The 24,222-nt window shown below is 42.3% G+C and carries 24 protein-coding genes and 1 pseudogene; 16 read left to right on the forward strand and 9 right to left on the reverse strand.

The genetic code is table 11. From position 1 onward, the window contains the following. The first annotated feature begins 22 nt into the window (after positions 1-22). The 4 genes from VHA01S_RS08300 (at position 23) to VHA01S_RS08315 (ending at position 4,773) form a co-directional block, all read left to right on the forward strand. A complete protein-coding gene (locus VHA01S_RS08300) occupies positions 23-1,042 on the forward strand; it encodes a helix-turn-helix domain-containing protein (RefSeq protein ID WP_023403911.1) in 1,020 nt (339 codons plus the stop codon). Between the two features lie 238 nt (positions 1,043-1,280). Beyond that, positions 1,281-2,654 (forward strand): metal-dependent hydrolase family protein, encoded by a 1,374-nt coding sequence (locus tag VHA01S_RS08305; RefSeq protein WP_023403912.1) that lies wholly within the window; start codon positions 1,281-1,283, stop codon positions 2,652-2,654. A 101-nt stretch (positions 2,655-2,755) separates the two neighbouring features. Next, positions 2,756-3,421, forward strand: coding sequence for a DUF3299 domain-containing protein (locus VHA01S_RS08310; protein ID WP_023403913.1), 666 nt, complete (start codon positions 2,756-2,758; stop codon positions 3,419-3,421). A gap of 89 nt (positions 3,422-3,510) precedes the next feature. Next, complete coding sequence (locus VHA01S_RS08315) at positions 3,511-4,773, forward strand: carbohydrate porin (RefSeq protein WP_023403914.1); 1,263 nt, start codon at positions 3,511-3,513, stop codon at positions 4,771-4,773. A 34-nt stretch (positions 4,774-4,807) separates the two neighbouring features. On the opposite strand, the gene VHA01S_RS08320 is transcribed toward VHA01S_RS08315, so the two are convergent. Further along, a complete protein-coding gene (locus VHA01S_RS08320; protein ID WP_023403915.1) occupies positions 4,808-5,980 on the reverse strand; it encodes a multidrug effflux MFS transporter in 1,173 nt (390 codons plus the stop codon). 101 nt (positions 5,981-6,081) lie between these two features. Here VHA01S_RS08320 and VHA01S_RS08325 point away from each other — a divergent pair, with 101 nt between their 5' ends. The 5 genes from VHA01S_RS08325 to VHA01S_RS08345 all read left to right on the forward strand — a co-directional run bounded on the left by VHA01S_RS08325 (position 6,082) and on the right by VHA01S_RS08345 (position 10,243). Further along, positions 6,082-7,029: a LysR family transcriptional regulator gene (locus VHA01S_RS08325; protein ID WP_023403916.1), complete on the forward strand. Its 948-nt coding sequence runs from the start codon at positions 6,082-6,084 to the stop codon at positions 7,027-7,029. A gap of 97 nt (positions 7,030-7,126) precedes the next feature. Next, positions 7,127-8,116, forward strand: a complete 990-nt coding sequence (locus VHA01S_RS08330; RefSeq protein WP_023403917.1) for a 2-hydroxyacid dehydrogenase — start codon at positions 7,127-7,129, stop codon at positions 8,114-8,116. Positions 8,117-8,440: 324 nt separating this feature from the next. Further along, positions 8,441-9,295: a DNA ligase gene (locus VHA01S_RS08335; RefSeq protein ID WP_023403918.1), complete on the forward strand. Its 855-nt coding sequence runs from the start codon at positions 8,441-8,443 to the stop codon at positions 9,293-9,295. Positions 9,296-9,440: 145 nt separating this feature from the next. Beyond that, complete coding sequence (locus VHA01S_RS08340; RefSeq protein WP_023403919.1) at positions 9,441-9,857, forward strand: hypothetical protein; 417 nt, start codon at positions 9,441-9,443, stop codon at positions 9,855-9,857. Further along, positions 9,836-10,243 carry a hypothetical protein gene (locus tag VHA01S_RS08345; RefSeq protein WP_023403920.1) on the forward strand — a complete coding sequence of 136 codons (408 nt, stop codon included), beginning with the start codon at positions 9,836-9,838 and terminating at the stop codon, positions 10,241-10,243. The genes VHA01S_RS08340 and VHA01S_RS08345 overlap by 22 nt, the downstream gene beginning before the upstream one ends. A gap of 58 nt (positions 10,244-10,301) precedes the next feature. Here VHA01S_RS08345 and VHA01S_RS08350 read toward each other — a convergent pair whose 3' ends face one another. Beyond that, the gene (locus VHA01S_RS08350; RefSeq protein WP_084309102.1) at positions 10,302-11,714 is read right to left on the reverse strand and encodes an MATE family efflux transporter; all 1,413 of its coding nucleotides are present in this window, start codon (positions 11,712-11,714) and stop codon (positions 10,302-10,304) included. A gap of 112 nt (positions 11,715-11,826) precedes the next feature. Between VHA01S_RS08350 and VHA01S_RS08355 the strand changes: the two genes are divergently transcribed. Further along, on the forward strand, positions 11,827-12,435 hold the full coding sequence (locus VHA01S_RS08355; protein ID WP_023403922.1) for a riboflavin synthase: 609 nt from the start codon (positions 11,827-11,829) through the stop codon (positions 12,433-12,435). A 57-nt stretch (positions 12,436-12,492) separates the two neighbouring features. Here the strand turns inward: VHA01S_RS08355 and VHA01S_RS08360 are convergent, their stop codons facing one another. From VHA01S_RS08360 to VHA01S_RS08375, 4 genes are all read right to left on the reverse strand, one after another. Next, complete coding sequence (locus VHA01S_RS08360) at positions 12,493-12,696, reverse strand: CPXCG motif-containing cysteine-rich protein (protein WP_023403923.1); 204 nt, start codon at positions 12,694-12,696, stop codon at positions 12,493-12,495. Between the two features lie 14 nt (positions 12,697-12,710). Continuing rightward, entirely contained in the window at positions 12,711-13,583 is an 873-nt protein-coding gene (locus VHA01S_RS08365; protein WP_023403924.1) for a fructosamine kinase family protein, read from the reverse strand. A gap of 193 nt (positions 13,584-13,776) precedes the next feature. Then, positions 13,777-14,286, reverse strand: coding sequence for a C40 family peptidase (locus VHA01S_RS08370; protein WP_023403925.1), 510 nt, complete (start codon positions 14,284-14,286; stop codon positions 13,777-13,779). Further along, positions 14,286-15,071: a sterol desaturase family protein gene (locus VHA01S_RS08375; protein WP_023403926.1), complete on the reverse strand. Its 786-nt coding sequence runs from the start codon at positions 15,069-15,071 to the stop codon at positions 14,286-14,288. Before VHA01S_RS08375 ends, VHA01S_RS08370 begins: the two co-directional genes overlap by 1 nt. A gap of 77 nt (positions 15,072-15,148) precedes the next feature. Between VHA01S_RS08375 and VHA01S_RS08380 the strand changes: the two genes are divergently transcribed. The 3 genes from VHA01S_RS08380 (at position 15,149) to VHA01S_RS08390 (ending at position 17,695) form a co-directional block, all read left to right on the forward strand. Then, a complete protein-coding gene (locus VHA01S_RS08380) occupies positions 15,149-15,883 on the forward strand; it encodes a tRNA-uridine aminocarboxypropyltransferase (RefSeq protein ID WP_023403927.1) in 735 nt (244 codons plus the stop codon). Between the two features lie 151 nt (positions 15,884-16,034). After that, positions 16,035-16,943, forward strand: a complete 909-nt coding sequence (gene nagK, locus VHA01S_RS08385; RefSeq protein WP_023403928.1) for an N-acetylglucosamine kinase — start codon at positions 16,035-16,037, stop codon at positions 16,941-16,943. A 359-nt stretch (positions 16,944-17,302) separates the two neighbouring features. Continuing rightward, positions 17,303-17,695: a hypothetical protein gene (locus tag VHA01S_RS08390; RefSeq protein ID WP_023403929.1), complete on the forward strand. Its 393-nt coding sequence runs from the start codon at positions 17,303-17,305 to the stop codon at positions 17,693-17,695. Positions 17,696-17,871: 176 nt separating this feature from the next. On the opposite strand, the gene VHA01S_RS08395 is transcribed toward VHA01S_RS08390, so the two are convergent. From VHA01S_RS08395 to VHA01S_RS08405, 3 genes and pseudogenes are all read right to left on the reverse strand, one after another. Then, entirely contained in the window at positions 17,872-18,132 is a 261-nt protein-coding gene (locus tag VHA01S_RS08395; RefSeq protein ID WP_023403930.1) for a DUF2960 family protein, read from the reverse strand. Positions 18,133-18,167: 35 nt separating this feature from the next. Then, positions 18,168-19,052 (reverse strand): mechanosensitive ion channel family protein, encoded by an 885-nt coding sequence (locus VHA01S_RS08400; RefSeq protein ID WP_023403931.1) that lies wholly within the window; start codon positions 19,050-19,052, stop codon positions 18,168-18,170. Between the two features lies 1 nt (position 19,053). Beyond that, positions 19,054-21,406, reverse strand: a pseudogene (locus tag VHA01S_RS08405) (ATP-binding protein). Positions 21,407-21,599: 193 nt separating this feature from the next. Here VHA01S_RS08405 and cobB point away from each other — a divergent pair. From cobB to VHA01S_RS08420, 3 genes are all read left to right on the forward strand, one after another. Continuing rightward, a complete protein-coding gene (gene cobB, locus VHA01S_RS08410; protein ID WP_039970475.1) occupies positions 21,600-22,316 on the forward strand; it encodes a Sir2 family NAD+-dependent deacetylase in 717 nt (238 codons plus the stop codon). 228 nt (positions 22,317-22,544) lie between these two features. Beyond that, positions 22,545-23,396, forward strand: a complete 852-nt coding sequence (locus VHA01S_RS08415; protein WP_023403935.1) for a DUF2189 domain-containing protein — start codon at positions 22,545-22,547, stop codon at positions 23,394-23,396. A 14-nt stretch (positions 23,397-23,410) separates the two neighbouring features. Beyond that, a complete protein-coding gene (locus tag VHA01S_RS08420) occupies positions 23,411-24,061 on the forward strand; it encodes a DUF2987 domain-containing protein (protein WP_023403936.1) in 651 nt (216 codons plus the stop codon). The last annotated feature ends 161 nt before the right edge of the window (positions 24,062-24,222 follow it).

The following is a 24,222-nucleotide window of genomic DNA, read 5'->3' on the forward strand; positions in this document are numbered from 1 at the left end:
TTGGATTTACTTAGGAAAGGGAATGACTTCGGCAGAGCAGCATATCAACCTTGTTCGACTAGATGACGTTAAGTTTTTCGTCGATCTTTTAATGCAAATCGATGCAGATGCTTATCAGCTTCTTCGTCAAGCAACCATCCCCAATGACATTAATAGCGCCAACAACTACGATTGCTTACCAGAAAGTGCAGTGCTCAATGCGCTTGAAGTCTTAGGTTCACACTACACAAAGGATGAGTTGGGAATCATCTTTTGGGAAGGGATCCGCAATAGTTATATGCCTACCTTTGTGTCGCAACTTTCTGAACATGAATCTGTTTTAGACGCCTGCCACGAATTGACTGAACTTGTTCAACTATCTTCTCCAAATGCAAAGGTATATCCAACGTTTGTTGCTGGTTCCTGGTGGTTAGTTAGAGAAAAGCTGGGGCACAAAGAGTCTTGGTATCAAGATGCTGAAGTGTTTTCCGTTTTATTTATGGTGGAGTTCATTCGTTCAATCACTCAGACAACGTGGAACCCGGAGCAGATTGCTTTGGTGAGTGAGCATAGTGATCTCTATAATAGTTTGCCCACTTTGCATAATGTTACCTTTATCTATCAGCGCACAGCCACCGCTATTAAGATCCCTGAATCTATAATGGAGCGCCGGCCGCACTTTTATGGGGAGTCATCTAACCCAAATCCTATTAAGCCTATCTTGTTCAATAAGCCAACTTTTATGGATACCTTTCGCTTAGCAATTTCACCTTACTTGTCTATGGGAAAACTACCCGTCAAGGTGGCGGCAGAGATATTAAGGATGAACGTTAGAACCTTGCAGCGCCGATTAGCAAAAGAAGGCTTGGTATACAAAGAACTGATTGAAGATATGACTTTTGAACTCATTGTCGATGCAATAACAGAGCCCCAAGAATCCTTAACCACTATTGCCAATAAGTTTGGTTACTCCGATGCCGCTCACTTTACGCGCGCCTTTAAGCGTCGCTATAACCTAACGCCTAGCGCGTTTAGAAAGTCTCTTACTAAAGGGCGAGAATAAAGTGCTCATTTTCCTGTGTCATCAAATGGCAATTATTGAAAGCGCAAAGTCCTTAATATCCATTTTAAGTTGTTGAGTGTTACAGAAGTTAATTAACAAATTCTAATCATTAAGGTGATGTAACAGTAGGGAATAAACACAGACCTGCACAATAGCTTCATTGATAGATGGATATACCGTCATTAGACCTGACGAATCACGATGGATATTAAGTTAGACGCTTTCTAGGAAACCACAAATGAAAAACGTTTTAAAACTTTCAGCAGTTGCAATTTCATGTTCTTTCGCATTTTCAGCTTCGGCAGCAACGACTATTTTTAAGAACGTCGATGTTTTCAACGGTACAGAAGACAAGCTGTATGAAGACCATTATGTAATGGTTGTTGATAATAAAATTGAACAGATTTCAGCTAAAGAAATCACAGCAGAAGATGCGACGGTGATTGATGGTGAGGGTAAAACGCTAATGCCAGGTTTGATTGATGGCCACGCGCACATCATGATTAACTACCACTTTGACCAAATTGAGAAGAACAAAGACCTTACAGATATCTCAATTAACTCGGTTACGGTAGCTGAGCGTTATCTGCAAGATGGCTTTACCACAGTGCGTGATATGGGTGGCCCAGCGTTTGGTTTGGCTCGCGAAATTGAAGCAGGGAATGTGGAAGGGCCGCGCCTTTATCCGTCAGGCGCATTTATCTCACAAACCTCAGGGCATGGTGACTTCCGAGACCGTAATGATGCAGGTTTCTCTCCAAAAACAGCAGGCGACTTATCTAATTTCGAACGTATGGGCATTGGCGCGGTAGCTGATGGTGTACCTGAAGTGCAGCAAGCAACGCGTACTAACTTACGAAACGGCGCGACTCAAATCAAAATCATGGCGGGTGGTGGTGGTTCATCACGTTTTGACCCAATTGATACGGTTCAATATTCAGTGGAAGAAACCTGTGCCATTGTAGAGGCTGCCAAAGATTGGAACACCTATGTTGCGGCTCATACATTTAATGATCGTTCAGTGAACCGCTTGCTTGATTGCGGTGTTAAAACCTTCGAGCACGGCTTCTTTATTAACGACGATACGATGAAGCGTATTGCGAAAGAGGGTGGTTACGTAGTGCCGCAAATGTGGGGACTATCGCCAGATTTGGCTAAGAACCCTCTGATGCCAGCCGATAAACTGCCTATGGTGGCGAAACTTCAAGAGGCGTACGGTGACTATGGTCAACGTCTACTTAAAAACAATGTAAAAGTAGTCTTTGCTTCAGATTATGTGGGCGTGAATTCAGATGCCGAGCGTGCACGTCGTTATGAGATTTACTGGCGTACACAAGCATTTGGCAGCAACTACGAAGTACTAAAACAAATGACGTCTATTGCGGGTGAAATGCTTGCAATGTCCGGCCCTCGCGGAACAACGCAAGGTAAACTGGGTGTGATTGAAAAAGGCGCTGTTGCAGACATGATTCTAGTGGATGGTAACCCATTGGAAGATATGTCAGTAATTGGTGCAACCGAAAAATGGTTTGATGCGGACCCTGAGTACAAAGAGATTGAAACTATCAAGCTTGTAATGAAAGACGGCAAAATCTACCGCAACAAGCTGTAATCAATCCCGTTCCTATTAGCTGATTAGAAACGTTGTTAAGTAACGTTGTTAAGTAACAAGGCAGGGTTTAGAGCTCTGCCTTCTTTTTGAGGTGTTTGTAAATGAAATTGTTAAAACGAATCCTACTTGGAAGTGCATTGTTGTTCTCATTAAATGTTGTTGCCGAGGAGATGGAACCTACATTTTGGCAAGACTTGCTTCCTCAAGTGGACACAGTAGAAGACCCGTTTGCAGCGCTGGATTCAAACCAGCTTTATGATTTAGGCACCATTGCTCGTTATCGCGATGCTCAAAAAGTAGAAGGGTTCAAACCGTCTGAAGCTTCTCAAAAAGAGATGGCGCAACTTGAAGAAAACTTTGCAAAATCTAACATTGATGTAGACGCGCTATTTGTTCAGCGAGAAAAGATCATGCAGCAGCGCACGAAACTTGCCACCTTACCGAATCAAGGTGTGCTTAATAAACCTCATCGTATACCTGGGTTTATTACTCCTGTTGAAATTGACGGTAATAAGGTGACTAAGTTTTTTCTAGTCCCTACAGCAGGCGCATGCATTCATACGCCACCGCCACCACCTAATCAGATTGTATTCGTTGAATATCCAGCAGGCATTGAACTGGTGAGTTTGCAAACGCCAGTATGGGTTGAAGGTGAACTATTTAATGAAGCTACAGCCGCTGATGTGAATTACAGCGATGGCGCAAGCAATGTTGAGACTGTGTACCAGATGTCAGCGCAGGAAGTAGAACTGTATCAAATGAACTAAATCATTTAATGAGTGACGCATAAAGGGCGTCGCAGTCTTATTATTAAGGCTAAACTATAATTAAATCATAAAGATACTAAGGGTGTGACATGGCTTTGACTTCTAGACTTTCTAAACCTTGCTTAGCAATTGTAACGGTACTTGCATCAGCAACGGCTTTTGCTGAAAGCGCAAATTTTGAAGGCCCAGATTCTGTAGAGAACACGATTGCTGCGCAAAAGGGCGAGCAAAAGCACTGGCGAGAAGAGTTGTCTGCACACGGCTTTACCTTTGGTGCGGATTATTTTGCTAAAGGCTTGGCAAGTAGCAATGGGGCTACTGGTGATGATGTGACCGCTTCTTCAGGTGTCGCTCGTTTGTATGGTCAATGGAGCCTAGTGGGTCGTGAGTCTGGCAATACTGGTAGCTTAATTTGGAAGATTGAACATCGGCATGCTTATTCAGATTATGCTCCTAAGGATTTTTCCGGGATTACGGGTAATCCTTTAAATCCTGATACCTTGGGATATATGGGGTTGATGTCACCCGCATTTAGTGATCAAGGGTTTCGGGTAACGGATCTTAACTGGAAGCAAAAGATCAATGGTGGCCGAGGTACTATCCAGATTGGTTGGCAAGATGTGACCAACTACGTTGATACTTATGCATTAGCAAGTCCTTGGACTGGATTTTCAAACCTCGCTTTTTCTACGGGTTCTGGTGCTATGGGCTTGCCCGATGATGGTATTTTGGCATTGTCTGCAGGTCATATGATTGGCGACAGCTTTTATGTGATTGCGGGTATTGCGGATGCCAAAGGCGATTCCAGTGATATTTTTGAGGGCTTCAATACCGTCGGTGATGGTGACTATTTCACTACTTTAGAGCTAGGCTGGACGGCATCACAACAGCAAATTTTTACAGAGAATTTTCATGTGACTTTATGGCATATGGATGCCACAGACCGCCACAACATTGACCCTTTTGGCTCTAAGGGCGAAGACGGAAAAGGTATTAATTTCTCGTATAGCACCTTTGTAACGCCTCAAATCATGCCATTCGTACGTGGCGGTTTTTCTGATGGTGGTGTGGCTTTGTATCAAAAATCGATCAGTGCTGGTTTTGGATACTTCGGGTTAGGTGGCGCGAAAAACAACCTTGGTTTTGCCGTGAACTGGAGCGAAATCAATGAGAATTATTTCTTAGCTTCCGCTGCTAGTAGTGATAATCAAGTGACCGCCGAACTTTACTACAACATGCAGTTTGGCGATCATTTTCAGCTCACCCCTGATGTGCAATTTATCAATAATCCAGCGCTATCTAATGAAGATACAGCGCTGGTGGTTGGCGTGCGAGGGCGAGTGTTTTTCTAACCTAATGGTTTAGCTCTCTTGTTATAAACAGACGTTACTTATCGTAAACCTTTAAGGTAACGTCTTTTTTATAAAAGATGAACCATGCTAGAGGGAGCGCCATAACGATAGCCATGATGTGTAGTGAAGCCATTGGCAATAAATTGACCAACCCTACCAATGCTGATGCGCCCGCCATTTGAAAAAAACCTAATAATGAGGCAGCAGTGCCAGCTCGCTTAGAAAATGGCGCTAATGCTGAACTACAACAAATGCCTAAAATCAAACAAAAACCTGTGCTCGCGACAAAAATTGGTCCCATAAAAGCAAATGGGTGAGCGATGTGACTGAGCAATAAAATCAGCAGTGCGGCGCAACTGCACATGGTGATAGCAAGTTGTAGCGCTTTGGTTTTGCCCAGTTTTCTAATGGCGATGGGCGCAATAAAGGAAGCAAGTATGTTGATGATGGCGTTGCTGCCAAACCAAATAGAAAAAGAGGTTGGGTTTAAGTTAAGCTCAACCATTAACCGGATTGGCGCAATACTGACAAAGGCGATGATGATCGCCATCGCAAGCATCACAAGGCCACTATTAAATTGAAAAATACTGTTGTGTAATATGGGCTTATATTGCGCCCAGTGAATCAATTTCGCGCTGCATACGGTGTTCTCTGGTCGTGTTTCAGGTAAGCGCCATAGAGAAATAATCCCAATTAATAACGCATAGCCAGTCATGAAATAAAAGGTGGCTCGCCAGTTCCACGTTTCGCTGAGCCATCCACCAACAAAAGGTGCTAATGCAGGGATCACGCAGATAACGCCGTTGATATAGCTATAAATAGAGGCGGTTCTTTCACTAGAATAACTGTCTCTTACACCAGACATCACGCTTACCGACACCGCACAAGTGCCCAGACCTTGAAATATACGAGTCAGCCATAGCATTTCTATTTGCTGTGATAATGCCGCCACAGTTGAACTGGCAATGTACAGCATTAAACCTGCAATGATCAGTGGCTTACGGCCATACCTATCCGCCAGTGGTCCCGCAATTAGCTGCCCAATCCCTAAAGCAGCAAGAAATAATGTAATGGTGACTTGGATATTACTCAATGGAGTTTGTAGGCTATCCGCTATTTGAGGGAAAGCGGGAAGATAAATATCAATCCCCATAGGGCTTACTATGATAAGCAGTAAAAATAAGTAGATAGGGGGTTTTGCGTTCATTTGGGCTGTCATGGTTAGGTGTTGGTGCAAAGCTTATCAATCTTGAGATATGAGTAATATTGAATTATTGTCATCTTAGACTTTCCTTAATGGAATATTACATGAAGCTAGACCATATCGACCTAAATCTATTGCGACTAATGTTGATCTTGCTTGAAGATGGCAGTGTAAGTCGCGCTGCTACTAGGCTAAATCTTAGTCAGTCAGCGGTGAGTAAGCAATTAACGCGACTTCGAGAGCAGTTAGGTGAAGTGCTTAATGATCCTTTGTTTATCAGAACGGGAAGAGGATTAACGCCCACAGTGCGAGCCAGTAAATTAGAGCAACCGCTACTTCAGTGGTTACGAGACTCGCACAGTATGCTATTGCCTGAAACCTTTGAACCTAGCCAAGATGAGCGTAATTTTACAATAAGTATTTGCGAAACCGCGTTTCCGGTCATTATTCCACGTTTGATGCCTTTACTGGCTATGCGTGCACCGGGTATGCAATTGAGCATAGTGCCCAAAACGAAGCACAGTGTGAATTTGTTGAATCAAGGGGAGTTGGACTTACTGATTACCGCAAAAGACACCGACTTGCGGGCGCAAGCCTCAAATTCAATTTTTGGTCTGCAAGATCAGCCAAATCTAGAGCTTTATCGCGATCAGCATATCTGTCTTGTAGGTAAGAAGAATCATATACCTAAAGAGCAATGGAATATTGAGTCATTTTTGCAAACTGATTTAGTACGAATATACGTTGAAGAAAGTGAGTTTTGGTTATTAGATAGGGTAGCGGCAGATCAAGGACAAAGGTTAAAAGACAAAGCTAAAGTTCCTGATTTTCATAGCGCAGCTCTATTAGCGCAACATTCAAACATGATGCTGGTATGTACATCTATTTTTGCCGAGCAGTTAGCTCAGCGATATGCTTTACAATTATTGCCTTTACCATTTGACTTAAAGCCCGTGAGTTATCGAATGTTATGGACTAGCATGTTAGAGAGCGACTCAGCTCACCAATGGTTAAGAGATTTAATCATGCAATGCTGCCACGAACTTCAATAAGATAACGTGATAAACCTCTCTTTTTGAGTTAAATTTGAACCATTCAAATCGGATTTACACATTAAAGAGTACCGCTCTTAATTTATAAGGAACAAAGATGATCAACATTGCCTTTTTTAGTACAAAGTCATATGACCAAGACGCGTTTGAGCAGGGAAAATCTGACTACGATGTGCAGTATCATTTTTATGATTTCTTACTCAACGAACAGACCGCTAAAATGGCAAAAGGCTGTGAAGTTGTTTGTGCGTTTGTGAACGATGACCTATCTCGACCAGTTTTAGAACAGCTAGCGGCAAGAGACGTTAAAATGATTGCTATGCGTTGCGCAGGCTTTAACAACGTTGATCTTGATGCAGCTAAAGAGCTAGGTATTCAAGTGGCGCGCGTTCCAGGCTATTCTCCTGAAGCTATTGCTGAACACGCTGTTGGTTTGATGATGACCTTAAACCGCCGCTTTCACAAAGCCTATCAGCGTACACGCGACGCAAACTTCTCTCTTGAGGGCTTAGTTGGCTTTAACTTTTTTGGACGCACAGCGGGCATTATAGGAACGGGTAAAATCGGTTGTGCGACTATTCGTATCCTTAAAGGCTTAGGAATGAACGTCCTTTGTTACGACCCATACCCAAATGATTTTGTGGTTGAAGCGGGTGCGACGTATTGCGATTTAGATACTCTTATTCAACAGTCTGATGTGATCTCTTTACACTGTCCCATGACACCTGAAAACTACCACCTTTTAGATGCAACCGCCTTTGGTAAAATGAAAGATGGCGTCATGATCATCAACACCAGTCGTGGTGAACTTGTCGATTCTATAGCTGCTATCGATGCACTAAAAGCTGGACGTATCGGTGCGTTAGGCTTGGATGTGTACGAAAGTGAGAAAGAACTGTTTTTCCACGATAAATCGAATGACGTTATTGTCGATGATGTGTTCCGTCGTTTATCTTCTTGTCACAACGTGCTATTTACCGGCCACCAAGCCTTTTTAACCAGAGACGCATTGAGCAGCATTGCTTCAACAACGCTTGCGAACATCGAAAACTTTAAGCAACAAAAAACGGATGCGAACTTCTTATAAGCACAATACATTTCTATAAGCATACATTCCTATAAGCATATAGTTATGATGATTAGATAGCACATCTTATGAACAGCAAAGGCTCTAGTGTTACTAGGGTCTTTTTTTTGCTTCCGATTTACGCCCTAAAGCGTATTAATCTGACGCGTAAGCAAAGACTATAAATGCATGACAAAGTGGGATCCGATTCGCTTAACCTTACGCATTCTTACTTCACTCAAAATTTTATATCGAGGTGTTTCGCAAACCGAGCGAACTATTGATCCTTATTCTGACGTTTTTATAAGCTAATGACAGGATACATTAAGGCAGGAGTTTGCAAGGATGAGTGTGGTCAATCCGTTAAATTCGGTTTCTTTGATGGCGTTGTCGTGTGCCGCTATACCGTGCTGTAGCGCGTTAGCTGACAACTTAATGCTTGCGAGTGTGTACCAAGGGCAAGCATTATCGGAACAACACCTAGTCAGTGAAAAACTCGATGGTATTCGCGCACTTTGGAATGGCAAAGAGTTAATTACGCGTAATGGTTCAAGCATCAATGCACCAGGCTCTTTTATAAGCCAGATGCCCCCGTTTGCAGTAGAGGGCGAGCTTTGGGCTGGAAGAGGCAATTTTGCTTTGGTGCAACAAACGGTTTTAGATGCAAAAGCTGACGAAAAGGCATGGTCAAAGATTAGCTTTGTGTTGTTTGATAGACAAGATGTACTGACCTCATACGCCAAACGTCATGACTCTCTGCTGCAATGGAAATTCAATGACGCTCAAACACATGCGCAAGTGATTGTTGCCGAGCAGCGCCCATTTCGTTCCTATCAATCCTTAGGCGAAGCACTACAAAAGGTGGTTAAATTGGGCGGCGAAGGGTTGATGGTTCGAAACAAGCATTCGGTTTATATCGCAGGGCGCAGCGAAGCGCTTTACAAAATTAAACTTCATCAAGATGCCGAAGCGCGAGTGATAGGTTACAAGCAAGGCAAAGGTAAATATCAACACCTAGTCGGGGCATTGCATGTAGAGTCGCCCCAAGGAGTGCGTTTTTACATAGGCAGCGGCCTTACCGATGCACATCGACGTAATCCACCGAAAGTAGGCACCAATATTACCTATCGATACAACGACAAAACAGCAAAGGGTGTGCCTAAGTTTGCACGATTTATGCGTGAGAGAAGTGAGTTTTAGGTGAGGTGTTTAAATTACTAGTTTAACCTTATCAAGTTATAGATACGTACTTGTTGTTTTTTTATCAATGGCTTAAGGTATTTTCGTGAAGAGTTAATTTTCTTAGTTCCCATGTGAATTATCAAGGTAGCGATGAACAAATGTTATGAATAAATTAGACTTAGAAAATCTAGTGCAAATTAGGCTTTCGGAAGCTCAAGCGTTACTTGATGCTGGAAACTTCCATGGTGCTTATTATTTGGTTGGCTATTCACTAGAGTGTGCTTTAAAAGTATGTATCGCCAAACAGGTTAAGGAATACGACTTTCCAAACAAACAGTTGGCAAATAAATGTCATACTCATAACCTAACGGAGTTACTTGGTGTTGCTGGGTTAAAACAAAGGCTTGCAGAAAAAGAGAAGACGGATCTTGATTTTAAATTAAATTGGGCTGTCGCAAAAGATTGGTCTGAATCTGCAAGATATGAGTGTATTATTGGCGAAAATAAAGCAGTTGATCTATTTAACGCTATTAACGAACCGCAATCAGGAATATTGGCATGGCTAAAGACATTTTGGTAACGGAAAGGCTTACCGATTCAATGATGGAAGCGGGTGCTGAATTGCTCAATCGTCTTGATGCGAGCGCATCGGACGTGAAAAGTGCGTTTTGGCTGTTCTTATCGGAAGAGCACGTATGGAAGTTTATTGTGGCATCCCCTTTAGTTGACTCGCTAGGCCCTCGTAAGTATTACAAGAAAATCAATGAGGCGAATCAACTTGCGAAAGGGACAGAAAGGGTGATTTCACTGAATGATATCAGCGTTTTGAATACCAATGATTCGATAGTAAAAGTATTAAACAATGCGCTTAAAACCGATAATGATTTATCTGGAATTCGTTTTTCTAGAAACACTATAAACGGAATGTTTATTGAAGATACCTATATCTACCGTTCAACTTTTTAAGCTAGCCGTTTGCCCTTAGTTAAGTTTAGCAATTAAGGGCAAACGATATACTTTCTCACTACTGCGAAGCAAACTTCAATTGAACTTCAGGCGCTTGACTGTGCATCCATCGAATACGTGAAGCTAACAATACCGCAGCAACGGTAAGTCCTGCAATAAAACCGTACCAGTAGCCGTGTGCGCCCATAGGTTCGACTATCCAGTTGGTAGAGCCCAGTAGGTAACCTAAAGGTAAGCCAATAACCCAATAGGCGATAAAAGTGCGATTGAAAATTGATTTCATATCTTTATAGCCACGTAACGCACCTGCGGCAACCACTTGTACTGTGTCACTAAATTGGTAAATAGCGGCAAGTAAAAGTAACTGCACCGATATTGTGGTTACGGCTCTGTTGTCGGTGTACAGGTCAGCGATATTCTCTCTAAATACCACGGTCAGAATCGCGGTAGCAAGGGCAAGGGCAAGGCCTAATAAAATCGCCACATGCGTAGCAATTTTTGCGCCTTCAATATCTTCCTCTCCGAGTTTATGTCCTACGCGAATACTGACTGCGCCACCGATACTCATCGGTATCATAAACACCATCCCAGAGACATTTATCGCAATTTGATGCGCAGCTACCATTACAGGGCCTAGAGGAGAAATTAGTAGCGCGACTACAGCAAACAGCGTTACTTCAAAGAAAATCGCTAAAGCAACAGGCAGGCCCAGTTTAAATAAACGGTATTGCGCTTGAAGCTTGGGTTTATGCCATTGCTTAAATAAGCCTATATGTGCAAGGCGTTTAGAGGTAATGGTGTACAACAGCAGAAACGAAAACATGATCCAATACACCATAGTCGTTGCAACGCCACAGCCTATCCCGCCGAGGGCGGGCATACCAAGTTTTCCGTACACAAAAATGTAGTTAAGGGGAATATTGATGAGTAGCCCTAAAAAACCAATGACCATGGCCGGTTTGGTTAATGACATGCCATCGGTAAAACTGCGCAAGGTTTGGAAAAACAAAAAAGCAGGAACGGCAGGCAACATGGCGTGCATGTAACCTGTGGTAATGGTAGCCATAGTGGCATCGACATCCATTAATCTCAAAATGGCACTGGTTTGTAGCAGTACAAAGGCGATAGGAAAACCAATCAAAACGGCTAAGCTAGCACCTTGTTGTATTTCATTAGCAATCTTATGCTGATGGCCTCGTCCGTTAAGCTGCGCCACAATCGGAATAAGCGCCATTAAAATGCCAATACCAAATAATATCGATGGCAACCAAATACTAGAAGCAATGGCGACTGCCGCCATATCGGTTGCACTTACGCCTCCGGCCATAATCGTATCCACTACACCCATGCCTGTTTGAGCAATAGAGGCAATAAGAATTGGTGTGGCAAGCTTAATCAGATTTTTGGCTTCTTTTTGGTATCGATGCACGGCAGGCTTCCAGTATTTATTTGCTGCGAATAGTAATACCAAATGCTTGAGCGTGCTATGTTTTTATGTCATGTTTTGTATCGTTTGGTTTAGCTAAGTGCATGATTTTCGCACAGCGTACCGTTTTAAAATGACCTTTATTTGAGGAATTATTATGTTTACTGGGATTGTGCAAGGGATGGCAAAGGTTGTCTCTATCGATGCAAAACAAGATTTTCATACTCACGTCCTGGAACTTCCAGCTCAGCTCAGTGAAAACATCAATATTGGGGCGTCGATTGCGCACAATGGGTGTTGTTTGACCGTGACTAAAGTATCCGGACAGCAAGTGCATTTTGATTTAATGAAAGCGACGTTAGATCTGACGAATCTTGGTGCACTGCAGCAAAACGATTGGGTCAATGTAGAGCGTGCAGCTCGTTTTGGTGATGAAGTCGGTGGTCATTATATGTCGGGGCATATTTCTGATACGGTGACAGTAGTAGATATTGTACGTAGCCCTAATAACCAAACGATTTGGTTTGAGAGTAACGCGCAAAATATGGGCTACATACTGAAAAAAGGCTATATCGGCCTAGATGGCTGTTCACTGACTATTGCCGAGGTTGAGGGGAATCGATTTAGCGTGAATTTGATCCCGGAAACTCTATCTCGCACCTTATTTGGACAACGTAATGTTGGAGACAAGGTAAACCTAGAGGTGGACCCTCAAACTCAAGCTATTGTGGATACCGTCGAGCGAGTGCTAGCCAACAAAAGTTAACCAACAAAAGTTAGCTAATAAAGCTTGGCCAATAAAGCTTAGTAAGCTCACTATCGATTAAAAAACTTGCTCATCATCAGAGTCGATATCCAGATCAATTTTGTCTCTTACTTGATTGAGCTGCATACGTAGATGAATCGGGTGGCAACATATAGGGCAATCTTCATAAAAGTCTTGATTGCCCTGTGTGGTGTCTAGGGTTATGCCTACGTGTCCGCCGCAGTGAGGGCAAGAAATGAATTGTTCGCCGTACTTTTTCATAATAACACTCCCACTTAATAATAACGTTCTAACAAATGATCGATTCGTTGTTGAGCCTCGCCTAAATAGTGCCCAGCAAATAGGTTACAGTGATTCAATATGTGATAGAGATTATAGATGTGTTTTCGCTGCTCATAACCATCTGCAAGCGGCTTAATGGTTTTATAACCTTGGTAAAACGAATCTGGGAAGTCACCAAACAGTTCGGTCATGGCTAAATCACATTCATGATCACCCCAATAACAAGCAGGATCATAACAAATAGGCCCAAATGGGGATTCTGCGCAGTTGCCATGCCATAGGTCACCATGCAATAAGGACGGCTTTGGCTGGTGGTTGGCAAGCTCTGATTTAATACAGTTGATGATCTGTTCTTGATCGCCAAATTCAATCCCTTTCTCTTTTAAGAGTTGCAATTGCCAACCAATTCGTTGCTCGGCAAAGAAAACACACCATTTCTTTTGCCAACGGTTTGGTTGCAAAGTGGCACCGATATAATTGTCGTGATCAAAACCATACTCTTGTTGCTCTCCCCATAAGTGTAAGCGAGCGATCTCTTGACCAAATTGATAGCTAGTTTCATGGTGGGTCAAGGGGTGGGTAGGGAGGTAGTTTAAGATCAAAAACGCACAATCTTTGGTTGAACCAAGATGTACGATTTCTGGGGTATACACGGTATTAGAGCGTTGCAGTTGAGTAAGGTTGTCGACTTCGGCGGTAAACTTACTCAAAAAGGCTTTGTTATTTAGCTTGATAAAGTAGCGCTGTTCACCATCGCTAATCATATAACTTTCGTTGATATTGCCAGAGGTAATACGGCTTTTCTCTTCGATCTTAAACTCAAACATTAAGATATCGGAAAGTTGCTGTGTTATCGCTTGCCACATAATCAATGCCTCACCGTTTGCTTATGTGGTTAAGTTTAGGTCAAATCTAGCCGGCGAATAGCAATAGAGTACGATTCTCTAATTTGGATCAAATATTAGAGCTCAGCACTATAGGTTGTTTGATTTTCCTCACAGTTTGCATGGCCTAGTTACAAGGTATTGTTTATGGCACGTTTATGAACCGTTTTATGAATCAGTTTACTCGTCTAATTTGCCAAAAGGTATCGGCCCAATAAGGGGAATCGAGCCGTGAAATAATCACGCCCTTAGATGAGGAAGCGTGCATAAAACTATTGTCTTCGAGGTAAAAACCGACATGCAGCATGTTATAACCGGTTTTGAAAAAAACAAGGTCACCATATTGTCTATCTTCATAATCAATCTGTGTGCCGATATGGCTTTGTAGATGAGTCGTGCGTGGGATGGACTGATGGAACAACTGAGAGAATGCGATTTTTACAAAACCTGAGCAATCTACACCTTTACGAGAGTTGCCCCCGTAACGATACGGTGTTTTATGCCACGTTTTGTAAAAGTGAAACAGGGCATCGCTTTTTTTATGTGGCACATTCTTTTCAAGTTGAACATCAATTTGCTTAATGTTGACGCGCGCCGTGGGATTATTTTCAGGGCCACTGGCGCAAGCGGTTAATAAAAACACCGCCACTAAGGTAACGAGTGTCTGTGTGGCGGAATGTGTCATTATTTTTTCCTAAAAGGTTGAGTTAACATTTTATCTAATCGCTGTTCTTTTCGAGAACGAAACTGCGAGATACCAATATTCATTTTATAGTGACCCAGTTTCGGTCTTGCGGTATGAGTATCGAATAAATGATCCCATATGGATAAGAAAAAACCGAAATTAGAGTCTGCTTCGGCGCGGATTGTTGAATGATGAACCCGATGCATATCTGGAGTCACGATCAGTTTTCGTAGTCGCTTATCCCACACTCTAGGGATACTAATATTACTATGATTAAACATAGCACTGGCATTTAAAACTACCTCAAACACAATGACCGCTATTGGCGGGATACCTAGGCTAATTACTACGCATATCTTAATCCACATTGAAATCCATATCTCCAAAGGATGAAATCTCGCTCCAGTGGTGACATCGATATCTTGATCGGCATGATGCACTTTATGCAAGTTCCAACAAATTGGCATGGTGTGAAAGAGTCGATGTTGCCAATAGATGGCAAAGTCCAAAATGAGTACGCTAATAATGATCAGCATGGGAAAGTTAATGGATAATTCGTTAAACAAACCAATTTGTAAGCTCTGCGCCCATAATGCGGCCTCAACGGCGAGCAAAGGCATAGTAATGTATATCAATACGGAGTTTAAGCCAGTCAAGCCCAAATTATTAGTCCAGCGATACAATTTTGGTTGCCGAAGAGGGCGTTTAGGTTTCCAATATTCTGCTACAGCGCAACCTACGAGCACTGCAGTGAAAATACTAACCCTAATATAAGCGACGTCCATGAATTATTTTCTCCAAGATGGTGACAAGCTCCGTGTGCTTGATTACTCTTACTTTCTTTTACGCGACAGGGCAAACAATGCGTGTACATGCTGTTCATCAATTAGTGGAATATAGACTTAGCCAAGCAACCAAACCTTTTAGCGCTAGAGGGTCGAAAGTCGAACGTTGCCCATATTGCCGTATTGCGCGTACATATTGTATCTGTGCTCATCAGCCTGATCCGACGGCTGGATTTGCCATTTTATTGCTTTATTCAGATAACGAAGTACTAAAACCCAGTAATACCGGCCGGCTCATTGCGGACGTTTGTAGCGAGGCTTATGCGTATCAATGGAGCAGAACAGAACCTGATACTAACATGCTGTCCTTGTTACAAAACCCAAGCTATCAACCTATTTTAGTATTTCCTGAAAGCTATCTGTTTGATTCTAATGATCTTGTTCCTGATGATAAGCCGACATTTATTCAAGATAAAATTCCATTGTTTATTTTCTTAGATGCCAGTTGGCGAGAAGCACGCCGCATTTATCGCAAATCAGAATACTTACATCATCTCCCAGTGATCTCAATTCAACCAGAAAAGATATCTGAGTATGTGATGAGAAAATCAGATCAAGAGCAACATCTTGCAACATGTGAAGTTGCTGCTTTGGTATTGCAAGAGTTTGATATGAATGAAGTTAGCCTTAAATTGCAAGCATGGTTTGAAGTGTTCAAAGAGAGTTATATGTTGAGTAAAACCCGTGAAAAACGAGATTTTAGTCGTCCGATATTAACTCAATACTTATCCGATTCAAAAGTGGAAAAGTAGCCTTTTTAAAGGGCTCTGGCGGCAATGGGTGAAATACTATCTGTTACGCACACCTTGTTTTATGGCAGGCATCACGGTAAGTGCGGCTAAAGATCGAGATAATGAACTTAATTTGTTAATGAATTTAAGTGTTTAGGTTGGGAGAAGTATGATGTTTTATGGCTTTGATGTAGGCGGAACCAAAATTGAGTTTGGTGCGTTTAACGACAGTCTAGAGCGAGTCGCGACAGAACGTGTGCCAACACCGGGTGATGACTACCCAAAGCTTGTGGAAACCTTAGCCGCGTTAGTTGAAAAATACGACGCTCAATTTGCTGTTGAAGGTTTAATTGGTTTTGGTCTTCCTGGTATGGAAGATCCTAAAGACGACACCATTCTTACTGTTAACGTACCTGCGGCAAAAGGTAAACCTTTACGTGCAGATCTCGAAGCTCGTATTGGTCGTAGCGTTAAAATTGAGAACGATGCGAACTGTTTTGCATTGTCTGAAGCGTGGGATGACGAGCTAAAAAATGAGAAGTCAGTGATGGGGCTTATCTTAGGTACGGGCTTTGGTGGTGGAATTATTCACGAAGGTAAGGTCTTCTCTGGTTGTAATCATGTTGCGGGCGAGGTGGGTCATACTCGCTTGCCTATCGATGCGTGGTTCCATCTTGGTGACAATGCACCGCTATTGGATTGTGGTTGTGGTAAAAAAGGTTGTTTGGATAGCTATTTGTCTGGCCGTGGTTTTGAATTAATTTACGCTCATTACTTTTCTGAAAAGAAAAAGGCCATCGATATCATCAATGCTTTCTATGAAGGCGAGCCAAAGGCGTGCGAACACGTAGAGCGCTTTATGGAATTGTTGGCGATTTGCTTTGCGAACATTTTCACCGCGTATGACCCACATGTGGTTACCCTTGGCGGTGGTTTGTCTAATTTTGATCTGATTTATGAAGAAATGCCAAAGCGTGTGCCTAAGTATCTGCTGTCTGTCGCCAGTTGTCCGAAAATCATCAAAGCAAAACACGGTGATTCCGGTGGTGTGCGTGGCGCAGCATTCTTGAATATTGCTTAGATTAGCAACATAAGTGACCCGCTGTTTATTGCTTTTGTAAGGAGCTGGTGGCTTAGCGTTTATTATTGATAAATGCCGTCATACTGTTTATTTATACAGTATGACGGCATTTTTTTATTTTGCTGCATAACTAGCGGATAAAATTAGTCTAAGAATCCCGTGCAAGGAAGTGCGTATGTGGTGGTTATCTTGCGTGGTTATTTGAGTTATTTTTGTTAACTTATTGATTTTATGTATATAAAAAATGTAAATTTAGGCGGTTGTTAGGGTAAATGTCTATAAATTAGCTTCTGATTTTGCTATAAACCACGTTTCAAATTTCCATACCGTCTGAAAGCCGTGAATAGGGGAATCATTTAATGAGACTTGCACATAAACGTAACGTGCAGATGAAATTGCAAAAGCGTACTAAAGCTACTGCTAGTAACACTTCATCTAAGCCTTCAATTCAATCTGTTGAAAAGCGTGTTGTCACCGCACCAGTAGTTGAGCCTAAAGTTGAAGCTAAGATAGAAAAAACCGCTGACGTAGAAGTGCCTGTAATTGCACTTACACCAAAGCAACAACAAGTATTAGACATTGTTGCTGCGAATGCTGAAGGCATCAATTCCAAAGGAATTGGCCTAGCTGCAGGTCAAGAAGAAGCAAAAGCTGCCGCATGGGCAACCGGCGCTTTGAAAAAACTAATTAGCGAAAGCCTTGTTCAAAAAGAACAACTTTCAGGAAACAAAGTTATCTATAAGCCTGCATAATCTTTAGCGGTTTAGCTATAACTAGAATGCCTCGACTTGTCGGGGCATTGTTGTATTTGCGCTCTACATCCGCACATTCATTGCCTATCTATTATGGTCGGCTTAAAAAAAAGAGCCTTGCGGCTCTTTAATCTTTAATACAATATTTGGCCCGATTTCAGATAATAAGTGCGACGCTATTTTTTACCAATCGGTTTATTTTCTTTAGGCTTCAAAGTGATTTTGCCAAAGCCCAGTTTTCTAAAGTAGTTGTCACGATAATCACGAACGGCTTTGGTGTCAGATACGGCTTCAACTTGCAGTTCCATTTTTAGAAACTCAGTTAAATCGATGCCTTCTGCGTCAGCCACAGCTTCGTGAATGTTGCGAAACTGCTGATAAGAGAATAGCAGTTCTTTGTGTTCTTTTTTGTATACGTACTGGATGGTTCTAGACATTGTTCTCTCTTCTGCCTCTTGTTGTCACACAAGGGCTAAATAGTTTGGGTATTCACGGCAATTCTTGGTGGAGTGATGCCGTTTTTCTTAAATTCTTTCATCACACGTAAGGTGATATCGGTTTCGAACAGTTTCTCATATCCTGTATCAACAACATAGGCTTTACAGGTTAATTGTATCGCCAAATAGTTATCGGTGATGGTTTGCTTAACTAAAACGACCACAGGCTTTGGTAGATGGATGTATCGGCTTGAGGAGGCGGCTTCTTGAATTAAGTTACGTGCCAAATCGATATCTTGGTCCATTCCCACATAGAAAGGGATCACCACTTGCATATCCAATGCACCGTAGTTGCCACTGACAGTGACTTCATTTAAGAATTTATTGTTCGGTATCGTAATGATGTCGTCGTTTAAAGTGCGCATGCGTACGGAGCGTAAGCCAATGGTAATAATGTCACCATAATTACCTTCAAACGTGACGCGGTCACCAACTTGAAACGGTCGGTCAATCATTACCGTTAAACCGGCGATGAATGACGCTGCCAAATCTTTTAAGGCAAAGCCGACTGATACGGCAAGGGTACCACCGATGAGCGCAAGGATATGATCGTTGATTCTAAAGCTGATCATAAACACCACAATACCGGCAGTAATATAAATAAAGAACTGCAAGAAAGATTGTGCTTTTTGCAAAATCATTCGGTACTGCACAAACTGGGTGCTGACGCTGGCGACAATCGAATCGATGAATCTTAGTAATAACCAAGTACAAGCGATAATGAGCATCGAAAACAGTACGCCGCCCCAACGTACTAAACTGGCAAAGTCTTGAATGGCGGCAACATCAGGTACTTCCTCTATCGCAAAACAGTGGCTACTGAATGAAAGGCTGACAAGAATTAAGAGTAGTCTTAGCATATTATTTTACCAAAAGATGTTGACGGTGAAGGACATTGGTAATGTGGCGATACCAGTGATCGGAAACTTTGGCTTTATCATCGCTCCAATCGATATAACCACGGCTTTGGAAGTAACGCAGTGTACCTAGCACTTCGGCATGACTTAATTGCGTACATTCTGATAGTGCTTCCTGGCTTGCCACTTCGAGTTGCACGATAGAGCGTAATACCGCCAACATAGGCTTAGGCATTTTCTCTAGCTCTTCGGACTCTGGCGCTCTAAACAAACGCACCACGACGTTGTCGTTGGCTTTGTTGCGACGCAGTGAAAGCCTAAAGAAGCGAAGAGCCACGGTAGGGTTGCCATCGGCGTAATGCCAAAGGATTCGATAAAAGCCGTTACGTGCGCGGTCTTCTTCACTGATGTTTTCATGATCCCACTGTTTTGGTACTACTAAGCCTTCAAAAGAGACTTTGTACTGCGCGTCATCGGATTGATTGATGCGAGAGGCTAACAGGTCTGCCACTTGCGCTTCGCTCCATTTTGGCAAAAACGTCACCCAATCAAACAATAAACGTTCGCCACGAGCTCTATCCACAAAACGCCAGCTGGCTTTTTCGATGGCTAATATTGCACGATGGTTTTTCTTAGAGCGGCGCAGCAGGTTTGTAAACTTAAGTAATCCGCTGAGTCCGCCAACCATAGGTTTCACCAAACGTTGACCGTTATCCAGCGCAATCAGATAACTTTCGTTACTCTTACGCAGATGATTCAGGATTTGAATTTCACCCGCATCACGGTTTAAGCCCAGTTGTTCGGCAAACTCTTGAATAAGCTCAATATAGCCGGAATAAGGACAGTTCAAATAAATCGGAGTGGCATTTTTAACTTTGAACAGAGCCTGTTTTAAAAAGGTTGTGGTACCCACACCGCGTTCGCCAGAGATGACGCAAACCGCGGGATTATTGGATAACACGTAGCGCGAAATTTCTTTAAATTCATCAGAAGCGTAGTTAATTAAAGTGCTGTCTTCATGCCCAGGTGTAATGTACTTAAAGGTTTCATCGCCTTTAATGCGCACAAAGTTTTGTGATTGCAGTTCGTTTTCGTTTTGTTTTGCTACTTCAATCTTAAATAGGTAGGCAAGACCTTGACTAAAGAAGGTGTAATTAGACAGCTTAGATATGAAAATCGATTGGCAGGTTGTGGTAATGATCCATACAATGCCGATGGCAGTGGCAAGAACATTCAGCAAAAAGGTATGTTCATTTTTCTCAGCCCAGACGACCCAAAGCGGTTTATCAGAGGCTTTGGCGATGCGACGAAATACGATAGGGCGCCATTTACGCAATATCTTCAAGGTAATCAGCACAAACCAGAAGAACACGAGGCTTGATATCCAATAATAGATAGTGCCTTTGCCAACCATGCGCTCTGAAATTTGTAAAATGACTCCAACAAAAATGAAGCTCCATACGTACCAACGTATGGTGGATAGTCGAAGACGAGTGATCTCTTTACTAGAAGCGCGACTGTTACGGTAAGCAAACTCTAAGATGAAACTGATGGCAATCGAGCCACCTAAAATCCACCAAGTAAAAATTTCTAATACAATCAGTTGGCTAAGGCTAGGAATGTTTGACAATACCCGCAAGCGAAAGAGTGATTGCGATTAACACCGCAATGGCTCGGTGCGCGCGGCTAATGTACCAAATTAAGCGTATCCACAATGGTGGTCGAGTGCTGCTTTCTAATTGTACTTTCTTAAAACCTTCAATAAAGCGTTTGCTATTGGCAAGCCACCATGTCAAAGCAAAGTAGATAAAGATGACTTTAATGATGGCCCAAATAAGCGGTACCGGAGAAATAAAGATGTCTTTGATCAGTGACTTAAAGCTGCGGATTTGCAAATGAACAAGAAACTCGCCGTTTAAGCGAGTAATATACCATTCTTGTTTAAACTGAATGACGCCAGATGGACCAAAGCCTGTGACTAGATCTTGAGTGGCGTGACTGGAGAGCTTGATGAGATCTTGTTTGCTTTTACCAAGGCTACGTAGCGTTAACCAAGTACGTTCTGCTTCTTTCCAGTGCTTATCGCTGTCTTCATTTCGATAGGCTTTAATTTGAGACGCAAATTGATCGGCGTGGGCACGCTGCTCATTGATAACGGCCTCCATCAATTGATTGACCTTTTCTCGGTCTTTACGGCCCATAAATAAGGGATCAGGAAGCTTATTCACTTCGGCGGATATTTTGACGGCAACCTCATCAATTTGAGGCTCATCAGCAAGTTTGTATTCCCAGTTTGCTTGAGCGCTAAAAGAAAGTAGCATCAATAAGATAGGAAGAAAGAAGAGTTTTGCTCGCATGATTCTCACTTGTTCGTTTAATTCCAAGCAAAGTTTAGTGCAGAGACAGACATTCACGAAACTTTTTTAAAGAAAACATCAAATTAGACGCAATCTATTTCGGTAAAAGTTGAGAACTGCGTCTCTTTATTAATTATATGTATGAATGTTAATCTTTATTAACATTTCATTAGCACTGCGATAAGGTTTCATGATGGTATTTCCATATAAGAATATAGTGATATTAACGGGTGCAGGAATTTCAGCTGAGTCTGGAATTGAAACTTTTAGAGCGCAAGATGGGCTTTGGGAGAACCATCGCATTGAAGACGTGGCAACGCCAGAAGGATTCGATAGAGATCCAATACTGGTGCACTCATTCTATAATATGCGTCGTCAAAAACTCTTATCTGCAGCCATCAAACCCAATGCCGCGCATATAGCTTTAGGGCATTTAGAGCAAACCATTGCGGGTACGGTAACAGTCGTCACGCAAAATATTGATAATCTGCACGAACGCGGTGGGTCGAATAACATCATTCACATGCATGGTGAGTTGCTCAAAGTCCGTTGCAGTGGCTCTGGTCAGGTGATAGAACAAGGTTCAGATTTAAACGATGGCGATCTTTGTCATTGCTGTCAGATCCCACAGCAAATGCGCCCGCATATTGTTTGGTTTGGCGAAATGCCATTACAAATGGATAAAATTTATTCGGCGATTGAAGAGGCAGACTTATTTATCTCTATTGGTACATCGGGCGTTGTGTATCCAGCCGCAGGCTTTGTGCATGATGCAAAACTGCATGGCGCACACACTATCGAGATTAATCTTGAACCAAGCGCTGTTCAAAGTGAGTTTGATGAGAAACGCTATGGACGGGCGAGTGTTGAAGTGCCTAGATTAGTAGGTGAGTTGCTTGGACAACAATGATAGATAAAATCTGGGTTTTATCTAAGGTGATGTCAGCTGGCTATAGTTGGCGCTGTTGCTTGTTAAGGTATTGAAAGAACACCAAAAACGAGTGTTTTTGACGCAAAATCTTTTGAATATCCTCGGATAAGTGATATGACCATCTCCTTAGGGCTATGCTGTAGCAAGGGTTTGCAGGTATACTTGCGCCAGAATATTTTCTTTTAAAGGCAAGGACCTAAAGATTAAATGAGCAATCCGATAGAGAAGAGCTTTAACCTTGGTGGAAGCGTTGAAAAGGCATTAGCCGGAGATTTTGAGCTAAAGCCTGTAAGTGTCATTACGGAAGCGTGGCAATTAACCATGCGCCATTTTTTGTCATTTTCTCCAGCCGTAATTCTATTGATTGCGATTCAAGCCGTTGTATTTATTATTGCGCTTAAGTTGCAGCTTGGAGATGTATCCGTTGTCTTGAGTATGTTCCAAAGCCCTGAGTCATTAGATCCTTCGATTTTCCAATCTATTTTTGTGGCCAACTTTAGCTTTGAAGTGGTGGGTGCACCGATTTATGCAGGCGTAGCACTGATGGCAATGAGCCATGCTGCTGGCTTAAGTACACGCACTGGCCATATCACTAAAGGCTTGTCCTTTATGATGCCAGTGATTCTCGTCACTATGATTAATTTACTTCTGCAAGCCGTTGCCGGAGCGATAGTCCCGTTTATCTCAATCTACCTTTCTCTTGCGTTTAGCAATGCCGTTTTGCTGGTTTGTGAAAAACGTTTAAGCCCAATTCAAGCGATGTGGACATCTTTGCGTGGCACGAATAAACGCATTTTCTCTATTGCGGTGATTTACCTGATTACTATGTTGGCCTTTGTGGCAGGCATGATGATGTACGGTTTGGGCTTAGTTGTGGCTGTGCCATTTTTCTTTCACGCTAAAGGCATTATTTACCGCAATATGTTTGGCATTCGCTTACAAGTTGTTGCCAACCCTAATGCAGCCAAAGAATCTAGTGAGCAAGTTAATAACGTATCCGATGACGATACTCCGCCAACGTCTGGCTCTTCCGGTGGTTCAAACACTTTTGACGCATAAGGGATTGCGAACAGATGAAAACTCGTTTTTTAACGGCTGCGCTATTGATTGCAGGTTTAAGCTCTTCAGCCTTTGCGCAAGAGTATATGTTCACCTACAGCAAATTATATTCTCCATTAAAACATAACCTTAAGAATCCCAACAGTGAAGCAAAAGTAGGACTGTTTTTTACGAACTTTGCCACTAAACAGCCATGCAGAATTGAAAAAGCATGGATGGAAAAAGAGCAACACTATGAAGATATAATGATTAGTGACAATGGTGAGGTGAATGTTCCGGTCGATGATAATTTAAAAAGTGCCAATCCATTGGTTTACATTCATACTCAAAAAGAGGCTCGATGCGATTACTCTTTGGTGGTGTTAAGTAAAAAGCCGTTCTATGGGCAAGTGGATTATGCAAAATTAGACAGCTTGACCGTGCAGATGCAAGAAGTGCTTGGTGAGTTGGGTGGGATGTTCTCTAGTTGGTTTGCCCCTGATATTGAAGGCGTTACTTTAGAGTTTAAACCTGATGAACTACATCAGATTATGTTATCAAATGGTAAAGTGATTCCTGTATCAGAGCAGGGTAAAGCGGTACTTAAATTGGCTGATTTGAGTGACGGTGTAACGCTTGCTATTCCTGTTGAAACTCAAAGGGTTATGCCGTTTATTAAAAAATAATGATATGAATTTCATTACTTACTGTTAAACGTGTGATTTAAAAAAAGGTGCGAAGCAAACTCAGTTGCTTCGCACCTTTTTTATTTGATTGTCTTAATGGATTATACCAATTGTACTAAATAACTGTTCATTCTAGCTTGTTAAAATACTCGATAACGGCG

Source organism: Vibrio halioticoli NBRC 102217 (assembly GCF_000496695.1).
In the GTDB taxonomy this organism is placed as follows: Bacteria; Pseudomonadota; Gammaproteobacteria; order Enterobacterales; family Vibrionaceae; genus Vibrio; species Vibrio halioticoli.